This is a genomic window from Streptomyces sp. NPDC059037 (assembly GCF_042740015.1).
In the GTDB taxonomy this organism is placed as follows: Bacteria; Actinomycetota; Actinomycetes; order Streptomycetales; family Streptomycetaceae; genus Streptomyces.
In genome coordinates this window covers 1-9,151 of the sequence record NZ_JBHYIG010000352.1, presented here as the reverse complement: position 1 = coordinate 9,151, position 9,151 = coordinate 1, and the positions used below count along the sequence as shown (strand labels likewise).

General features: G+C 70.6%; 7 protein-coding genes. 3 read left to right on the top strand and 4 right to left on the bottom strand.

Features of this window, described 5'->3' with window-relative positions; genetic code table 11:
- Window positions 1-527 precede the first annotated feature (527 nt).
- The 3 genes from ACFWY6_RS41295 to ACFWY6_RS41285 all read right to left on the bottom strand — a co-directional run bounded on the left by ACFWY6_RS41295 (window position 528) and on the right by ACFWY6_RS41285 (window position 3,452).
- Complete coding sequence (locus tag ACFWY6_RS41295) at window positions 528-1,931, bottom strand: MFS transporter (protein ID WP_384701792.1); 1,404 nt, start codon at window positions 1,929-1,931, stop codon at window positions 528-530.
- A 56-nt stretch (window positions 1,932-1,987) separates the two neighbouring features.
- On the bottom strand, window positions 1,988-2,773 hold the full coding sequence (locus ACFWY6_RS41290; RefSeq protein WP_384701790.1) for a 3-hydroxybutyrate dehydrogenase: 786 nt from the start codon (window positions 2,771-2,773) through the stop codon (window positions 1,988-1,990).
- A gap of 91 nt (window positions 2,774-2,864) precedes the next feature.
- Window positions 2,865-3,452, bottom strand: coding sequence for a hypothetical protein (locus tag ACFWY6_RS41285; RefSeq protein WP_384701787.1), 588 nt, complete (start codon window positions 3,450-3,452; stop codon window positions 2,865-2,867).
- Window positions 3,453-3,888: 436 nt separating this feature from the next.
- Between ACFWY6_RS41285 and rho the strand changes: the two genes are divergently transcribed.
- Complete coding sequence (rho, locus tag ACFWY6_RS41280) at window positions 3,889-5,082, top strand: transcription termination factor Rho (RefSeq protein WP_384701784.1); 1,194 nt, start codon at window positions 3,889-3,891, stop codon at window positions 5,080-5,082.
- A 6-nt stretch (window positions 5,083-5,088) separates the two neighbouring features.
- Here rho and ACFWY6_RS41275 read toward each other — a convergent pair whose 3' ends face one another.
- Entirely contained in the window at window positions 5,089-6,372 is a 1,284-nt protein-coding gene (locus ACFWY6_RS41275; RefSeq protein ID WP_384701781.1) for a M6 family metalloprotease domain-containing protein, read from the bottom strand.
- Between the two features lie 266 nt (window positions 6,373-6,638).
- On the opposite strand from ACFWY6_RS41275, the gene ACFWY6_RS41270 reads away from it, so the two are divergent.
- Both ACFWY6_RS41270 and ACFWY6_RS41265 read left to right on the top strand, forming a co-directional pair.
- On the top strand, window positions 6,639-7,298 hold the full coding sequence (locus ACFWY6_RS41270; RefSeq protein ID WP_384701779.1) for a TetR/AcrR family transcriptional regulator: 660 nt from the start codon (window positions 6,639-6,641) through the stop codon (window positions 7,296-7,298).
- Window positions 7,299-7,419: 121 nt separating this feature from the next.
- Window positions 7,420-8,943, top strand: coding sequence for an MFS transporter (locus ACFWY6_RS41265; protein WP_384701776.1), 1,524 nt, complete (start codon window positions 7,420-7,422; stop codon window positions 8,941-8,943).
- The last annotated feature ends 208 nt before the right edge of the window (window positions 8,944-9,151 follow it).

The following is a 9,151-nucleotide window of genomic DNA, read 5'->3' as shown; positions in this document are numbered from 1 at the left end:
CTGGGGCTTCCGCCGAGCCGCTGCCGGTGACCGTTGGTTCAGGGGCGCAGTCTGTGGCTTGCGCCGAGCTACCGTCGTCGGCGACCGTCGGTTCGGGGATGCGGCCACCGACATCCGCCGAGCCACCGCCACCGCCCTCGGTGACCGCCGGCTCAGAGGCGCGGCCACCCGCATCCCCCGACCCGCCGCCAGCACGCGCCGACTCGGGAGCGCGGCCACCCGCATCCGCCGACCCACCGCCACCGCCCCCGGTAACCGCCGGCTCAGAGGCGCGGCCACCCGCATCCCCCGACCCGCCGCCAGCACGCGCCGACTCGGGAGCGCGGCCACCCCCATCCGCCGAGCCGCCGCCAGCACCCATCGACTCGGGAGCGCGCCCACCCCCATCCCCCGAGCCGCCCCCACACCCGCCATCCCCGCCAGCCCCGCCCCCGCGCCCCACAACCTCCCTGACACCGACCAAGCGGCGAGCGGCGTCAGGTGTGCTGGACATATGAGGGTCGCCTCCGGGAGTGCGGTGTGCGGGGTCAGGTTCCGATTGTCGCCGAGGGGGCCGAGGCGGAGGAGGGCTCGGGAGTCGTGGTCCCGTGGGCCAGGGAGCGGCCCCGGGTTTCCTTCGCCGCCAGGACCGTCAGCGTCGTGATGACCACCGTGACACAGACGTACAGGGCGACCGGCGTCGCGGAGTCGTAGTCCTTGAGGAGCTCCACGGCGATGATCGGCGCCAGCGCCCCGCCGATGATGGACGCCAGCTGCGAGCCCATCGACGCCCCCGAGTAGCGCACCCTCGTATCGAACATCTCGGAGATGAACGCGGCCTGCGGCCCGTACATCGCGCCGTGGAAGAGCAGGCCGACCGTGACCGCCAGGGTGATCACGGCGAAGGACTTGCTGTCCACGAGCGCGAAGAAGGCGAAGGCCCAGGCCGCCATGCCGATGGAGCCGATCAGGGTGACGGGCCTGCGGCCGATGCGGTCGGAGAGGGCGCCCCAGAGAGGGATCGTCACGAAGTGCACGGCTGAGCCGATGAGTACGGCGTTCAGGGCGGTGCTCTTGGGCAGTTCCAGATGCACGGTGACGTACACGAGGACGAAGGCCGTGAGGATGTAGTACGAGACGTTCTCGCCGAGCCGGGTGCCGATGGCGGTCAGGACGCCGCGCCAGTTGCTCCGGAACACCTCGACGACCGGGGCCTCCTGCCGGGCACTTTCCCCCGAGGCGGCCGCCTTTGCCTGTGCCTCCAAGAACAGGGGGGATTCCGATACCGAGACCCTGATCCACAGGCCGATGATCACCAGTACGCCGGAGAGCAGGAACGGGATGCGCCAGCCCCATGCCAGGAACGCCTCCTCCGACTGGACGGCGGCGAGCAGCGCCAGGACACCGGTGGCGAGCAGGTTGCCGCCCGGTGCGCCGGCCTGCGGCCAGGAGGCCCAGAAGCCGCGGTTCTTGTCGTCGCCGTGCTCGGAGACGATGAGCACGGCGCCGCCCCACTCGCCGCCGAGTGCGAAGCCCTGGACCAGGCGGAGGACCGTGAGGAGGATCGGGGCGCCCACGCCGAGGGTCGCGTGCGTGGGCAGCAGGCCCATCGCGAAGGTCGCGCCGCCCATCATCAGCAGGCTGAGGACCAGCAGCTTCTTACGGCCGATCTTGTCGCCGTAGTGGCCGAAGACGACACCGCCGAGCGGCCGCGCGGCGAAGCCGACCGCGTACGTGAGGAACGCGAGGAGCGTGCCGACCAGGGGGTCGCTCGTCGGGAAGAAGAGGGAGTTGAAGACGAGCGCGGCGGCCGAGCCGTAGAGGAAGAAGTCGTACCACTCGATGGTGGTGCCGATCAGGCTCGCGCTGATGATGCGGGCGATGCCGGGCTTCTTCGGCGCCCGGCCGGCGTCGGCCGGGTCCTTGCCCTGGGCATGCGGCGTTGCAGCCATGGCTTGATCCGTTCTCTGGGGAGGCTCTATGGGGACGTGGGTGGGGCGAGCGAGGGCTATCCGGCGGTCCAGCCGCCGTCCAGGGGGAGCGAGGCACCGGTCACGAAGCCGCTGTGCGGGCCGCAGAGCCAGAGCGCGGCGGCGGCGATCTCCGCGGGTTCGATGAGCCGCTGAACCGCCGAACGCCGCAGCAGTACGTCGGTGAGGACCTGCTCCTCGGGGATGCCGTGCGCGGCGGCCTGCGCACTGATCTGGCGCTCGACGAGCGGGGTGCGGGCATAGCCGGGGTTGACGCAGTTGCTGGTGATCCCGTGGGCGGCGCCCTCCAAAGCGGTGACCTTGCTCAGGCCCTCCAGGGCGTGCTTGGCCGCGACGTAGGCGGACTTGAAGGGGCTGGCCCGCAGGCCGTGCACGCTGGAGATGTTCACGACGCGGCCCCAGCCGTGCGCGTACATGTGGGGCAGGGTCCTGCGCAGGAGCAGGAACGGCGCGGTGACCATGACCCGCTGGATCAGGTCGAACCGTTCCGGGGGGAACTCCTCGATGGGCGCGACGTGTTGGAGCCCGGCGCTGTTGACGAGGACGTCGACGGCCGCGGGCAGGGCCCGCACCGCGCCGGGGTCGGCGAGGTCGGCGACGTGGGGTTCGCCGCCGACCGTCTCGGCGACCGCCTTGGCCGACTCCGCGTCCACGTCGACGACATGGACGAAGGCACCGGCGTCGGCGAGTGCCACGGCACAGGCGCGCCCGATGCCGCTGCCGCCGCCGGTGACCAGGGCGGTACGTCCGGTCAGATCGGTGCCCGCACCGGCGGGGTCGCTTCCCTTAACGCTGCTCGTCATGGCCGGAAACGTAAGGGCGCCGGGTGAGGCCTTCCCATGTGTGGAACCCACACAACGAAGGCCGCTCTCATGTGTGGTGGCAGTGCGGGAGTTACACCGGTCGCGTCCGCGCGAACCGGTCCGTGCTGCCGTCCGCCCACGTGCACGCGAGCTTCTGCGCGCTGCCGCTCCCGGTGGCCACGGCCGTGCCGGTGGTCGTCATGTCACCGCCGCCGCAGTCGACCGTCATGGCCATGCTGGCGTTGATGGTCCCGGTGCAGGACTTCCCGCCGGCGCGCATGGTGAGCGAGGTTCCGCTGATGGTCAGCACCATCTCCTTGCCGTCCTGCGCGCGGACGATGTGGTACCAGGTCCCCTGGACGCCGCTCGCGCCCGGCTTGCCGGTGGGAGCGGGCTTCGGGGCGGCCGAACGCGTGGGCGTGGGGGCCGCGTTGGTGGGGCTCGGGGTGGCCTTGGGGGCGGTGGGCTTCGCCGTACGGGTCCTGCTGGGCGTGGGGGTGGGCTTCGGCGCCGTGGTGGACGGCTTCGCGGCGGGCTCGGAGACGCCGGTCTTCGGCTTGCCCGCCGCCTTCGCGTCGTCGCCGTCGCCGTCGACGCTGTCGTCATCGCTGCCGCAGCCGCTCAGCGTGAGGGCGAGAACGGCCGCGGCGGCCGCCGCCATGGAAGATTTACTGCGCACGGGAGTTGCTTTCCTGTCGGGCATGGATTCTTCAGGCATGGATTGAATTCCCGGGGGCTCCCGGGGACTCCCGGGGACTCCCGGGGAGAGGGGAATTCATATGCGATACGTTCACGAACCCGAGCGAGCGTGTCATAGGAAACGCATGAGATTCCAGGCCAACTGGATATGTTCTAAAGGTCAGTTGGGCTGATCCTGGGTTATGCGAATTGCGACCCCCCGCGCCGAGGGTGCAGTGGCGTACGTCACACTCGGCGGGCCGGGGGCTGTGCTACCTTGCGAACAGCACGTGTGAACGCCGCCTCTCTGCGGCGCCGGTGCTGATTTCCTCTCTTCCGCCTCCTCGGAGGCCACTTTCTCTCCGCCCGTAGTACGGGGCGTGATCACACCGCCCCGCCGGGCCCCTTCATTCGCATGTCTGCGAAAGGAACCCACCATGAGCACCGCAACCATCACCCCGAACAAGGACTCCACCAAGGACTCCACCAAGGAATCCACCACGGCCACGGTCAAGGCCGCCTCCGGCATCCTCGACCTCGCCCACGGCGGCACCGGTCACCTCCGCACCGGCGACTGCCTTCCCATCCCGGGCGACGTGCAGGTTCCCGCCGCCCTGATCCGCCGGCTCGGCCTGCGCCCCGGCGACCTGGTCGAGGGCGAGTGCGCACGGCCCCGCACGCTCACCGACGTCCACCGGGTCAACGGCCACTCCCCCGAAGCGCTGCGCAGGCGGGCGCTGTTCGGGGATCTCACCCCGCTGCACCCCCGCGAGCGGCTCCGTCTGGAGACCGCGGGAGGGTCCGTCGCGACCCGGCTCGTCGATCTCGTCGCACCCGTCGGCAAGGGGCAGCGCGGCCTGATCGTCGCGCCGCCGAGGACCGGAAAGACGGTCCTCCTCCAGCAGATCGCCGCCGCCGTCAGCGCGAACCACCCCGAGGCGCACCTCATGGTCGTACTCCTCGACGAGCGGCCCGAGGAGGTCACGGACATGAAGCGGTCCGTACGCGGCGAAGTGCTCGCGTCGACCTTCGACCGGCCCGCCAAGGAGCACATCGCGCTGGCCGAACTCGCCGTCGAGCGCGCCAAGCGGCTGACCGAGGAGGGCAGGGACGTCGTCATGCTCTTCGACTCGCTGACGCGGCTCTGCCGCGCGTACAACAACGCCGCGTCCAGCGGCGGCCGCACCCTCTCCGGAGGTGTCGACGCCGCCGCCATCCAGGGCCCCAAGCGGCTCTTCGGCGCCGCCCGGCTCGCGGAGGAGGGCGGGTCGCTGACCATGCTGGCGACCGTGCTCGTGGAGACCGGATCGCGCGCCGACGACTACTACTTCGAGGAGCTCAAGGGCACCGGCAACATGGAGCTCCGCCTCGACCGGGGGATGGCCGAGCGGCGCGTCTTCCCTGCCGTCGACGTCACTCCGTCCGGTACGCGCCGTGACGAACTGCTCGTGGCCGCCGACGAGTTGACCGCCGTACGCGGACTGCGCCGCGCCCTGCACGGCCGGGACGCGCAGAGCAACCTGGAGGCGCTGCTCGACCGCATGCGCAAGACGCCGAGCAACGCAGCCTTCCTGCGACAGGTGCAGCAGACCGTGCCGGGCGCCAACAGTGCCAAGACCAACGGGAGTTGAGTCGCCTCACGGGCGCGTGACGTGCACCCGGTAGCTGCCGTCCTTGTCGACGTCCGCCACCGTGACGCGGACGTCCGTCTTCTCGTCCACGAACGTCTGCCCCGGCCCGTACGGCGCGTCGGAGAGCTCCGCGTGGACGTTCGGCCGCCGTGTGCAACCGCCGCTGTCCTTCGCCGAGTCGGAGACGGTGACCGGGCCGTGGCCCGTGTCGATCTCCGCGTTCACCTGGTAGACCAGTACGCCGGGCTTGCAGACCGCCTCGTCGTTGCCGCCCTGGGTACGGACCTCGATCGCGTACCCCGTCCTCTCGTTCATCGGCACGAAGGCGAGCTTGGTGCCGCCGCGCTCGGCCAGCGGGGTCAGTGTGTGCTCGGTCGTCCCGGAGTTGGACGCGCAGCTGATCTGGTCGTCGTCGAGCCAGCCGAGCTTCCACTTGTGCCAGGCCAGCAGGTCGTTGTTGGCGCCCCAGTCCTCGCTCATGATGTCCCAGTGGCCGACCGCGCCGCCGCCCTCCTGCGTATAGAGGTCGGGCAGGCCGAAGGTGTGGCCGTTCTCGTGCGGGAGCACGCGATAGCCGGTCTCGCCGAAGCTGCCCGAGCCGTCGTCCTGGCGGCTGTAGATGAACGACGCGTTGGCCACCGGCACCCCGTCGGCGACGGGTGCCTCGGTGTTGCCCGCGAACGTCACCGAGAGGACCGTGTCGAGCGCGGAAGGGCCCGCGTTCGGCGTGATGAGGATGTTCACCAGGTCGTACTCGCGGAAGTCCACCTCCGCGTCGGCGGTAGCCACGATGTCCTTGACGAGCTCGCGGTACCCCGGATCGAAGGGGGCGCCGCGCTCAAGCCCGTACTCCTTGAAGGTCTTCGGCATCCGCAGCCAGTCGGGCACGGGGGACTCGGGGCGGTAGTCGAGCCGCCCGTAGGAGCTGGTGCGGAACCACTCCGAGGTCTGCGGGAAGAACTCCGCGAGGCGCTCCATGGCGGTGCCCTCGCCGGGGGCGTCGGAGAAGTCGACCATCAGGTTCAGGGCCCGGACGGTGCCCGTGGAGCGCGAGTACCCGGCGGGCGTGGGCACGCCCTCCGACATCTGCACGCCCATCGTCCCGTTGATCATGCACGGGCCGAGTTCGGTCGCGCGGGCCAGGGACGTGGGGCCCGCGGCCGTGGGGGAGTCCTCCATCAGCCGGCCCGTGCTCGCCGACGTGGTGACCGTGAGGGCGAGTGCCGCGCAGGCCGCGAGTGCCGCGCCGCGCCGGGCTCCGCGTATCCGCCTCCAGGTCGGCTGCTGCATACATGGCCCTCCCGTCGCGGCAGCCGCAGGTCCTGGCTGCACCCTGTTCGATCACCCTGTGCCGGGGGCCGTGCGGGCGCTCGCTGGGCGCGACCGATCGTGGGTTTCTCGCCCGCGAAGGTGTGACCCAGGTCACAGGAAGAAAGTCGGGGGGCGGGAAATATCCGGGGAGTCCTTCCCCGTTTAGACCTGTGTCCGAGCGAAACGGGGAGTGAGTCCCCGCATCGCACAGCAGCAGTCACACCACTACTTCGAGGGGTTCTTCCGTGGACACCGCCACCGCTCCGCAGCGCAAGGTCACCCGCCCCCGGGCCGACGCCCTGCGCAACCGGGAGCGGATCGTCGCCGCCGCACGCGAGATGTTCGTCGAGTTCGGTGCCGATGTGCCGCTCGACGAGGTCGCGCGCCGCGCCGGCGTGGGCAACGCCACGGTCTACCGGCACTTCGCCGACCGCGCCGAACTGGTCCACCAGGTCGTCCTCTTGGTGACCGACCGCGTCGCTGAGCACGCCGAGCGTGCCCGCGCCCGGACGGAAGCCGAGGGGGAAGGCGCGGCCTTCGACGCCCTGCGCGAGTTCGTGCACGCCGCCGCCGACGAGCGGATCGGCGCGCTGTGCCCGATGCTCCAGGAGGCGTTCGACCCCGAGCACCCTGACCTGATCGACGCCCGCGACCGGCTCGAGGTCGCGATCGACGGGCTCATGGAGCGGGCACGCGCGGCGGGGCAGCTGCGCACCGACATCGCCGTCGGAGACCTGATGGTCGCCCTCTCCCAGCTCACCCGGCCCCTGCCCGGCACCGCATGCCTGAACATGGACCGCTTCGTCCACCGCCATCTGCAGCTGTTCATGGACGGCCTGATGGCTCCGGCACGCTCCGAGCTGCCCGGTGAGGCGGCGACCTTGGAGGACCTCCGCCAGTCATGAGCCTCGCCTGACGTCGCACGCCGCACGCACGTCTCTCTCGACGCCGCACGCCGCACGCACGTCTCTCTTCACGCCTCTTACGTCTCTTTTTTCACTCTCGTACCGCTAGGTGGCTATCCCCATGTCAGAAACAGATCCGAGGCGCTGGAAGGCGCTGATCTTCATCGCGCTCGCGCAGCTGATGGTCGTCCTCGACGCGACCATCGTGAACATCGCGCTGCCCTCCGCCCAGCAGGACCTGGGCATATCGGACGGCAACCGCCAGTGGGTCATCACGGCCTACGCCCTCGCCTTCGGTGGACTGCTGCTCTTCGGTGGCCGCATCGCCGACCTCTGGGGCCGCAAGAACACCTTCGTGACCGGCCTGATCGGCTTCGCCGCGGCCTCCGCGCTCGGCGGCGCCGCTACCGGCGAGGCCATGATGCTGGGCGCCCGCGCCCTGCAGGGTGTGTTCGGCGCGCTGCTCGCGCCCGCCGCCCTCTCGCTGCTCGCGGTGATGTTCACCGACGCCAAGGAGCGCGCCAAGGCCTTCGGCATCTACGGCGCGATCGCCGGTGGCGGCGGCGCCGTGGGCCTGATCCTCGGCGGCTTCCTCACCGAGTACCTGAACTGGCGCTGGACCTTCTTCGTGAACATCCCGTTCGCGGTGGTCGCCGCGCTCGGCGCCTACTTCGTCATCCGTGAGCCGGCCGGCGGCCGCAACCGCTCGCCGCTCGACATCCCGGGCGTGGTCCTCTCCACCCTCGGTCTGGTCGCGCTCGTCTACGGCTTCACCCGCGCCGAGTCGGCCGGCTGGTCGGACTCCCTGACCATCGGCATGTTCGTCGCGTCCGCGGTGCTGCTCGCCGCGTTCGTCCTCACCGAGGCCAGGGTCAAGTCGCCGCTGCTCCCGCTGCGCGTCCTGACCGAGCGCAACCGCGGCGGCGTCTACCTGTCGCTCGGCCTCGCGGTCATCGCGATGTTCGGCCTGTTCCTGTTCCTCACGTACTACCTGCAGATCGTCCAGGGCTACTCGCCGGTGAAGACCGGCTTCGCGTTCCTGCCGATGATCGTCGGCATGATCGCGGGCTCCACGCAGATCGGCGCCCGCCTGATGACCCGCGTCCCGCCGCGGCTCCTGATGGGTCCGGGCTTCCTGCTCGCGGCCGTCGGCATGCTGCTCCTGACGCAGCTGGAGGTCGGTTCCTCGTACGCCGGTCTGATCATGCCCGCGCAGCTGATGCTGGGCCTCGGCATGGGTACGGCGTTCATGCCGGCCATGTCGCTCGCCACGCACGGTGTCGAGGCGCGTGACGCCGGTGTCGCCTCCGCGATGGTCAACACCTCGCAGCAGGTCGGCGGCGCCATCGGCACGGCCCTCCTGAACACCATCGCCGCATCCGCCACCACCGCGTACATCACCTCGCACGCGGCGGGCGCGACGACTCCGGCGGCGCAGAAGCTGCTCCAGGCGCAGGCCATGGTCGAGGGCTACACCAGCGCCATCTGGTGGGCGGTCGGCATCCTGGTGGTCTCCGCCGCGATCGCCTTCGCGTTCATCAACACCGGTGCCCAGAGCGGCGCTCAGGCCGCCTCGGGCGACGGTGAGGGTGCCGGCGGTGTCGGCAAGGAGGACGAGGTGCGCATCCCGGTGGTCGCGCACTGAACCACCGGGGCGGTTCAGGGGCGCGGGGAACTGCGCGACCAGCCACAGACGGCCCGCACTCTGAAACTGCCTGCCGACAGAGCGCCTAGCGAAGCCAAGGCAGGTCGGCCCCGGCCTCCTTGGGCTCAAGAAGTCCCTCGGCGATGATCGACATGATCTCGCCGCGGGGGGGTGTAAACAAAAGCGAGCCCACGAGAGCACGATAGAT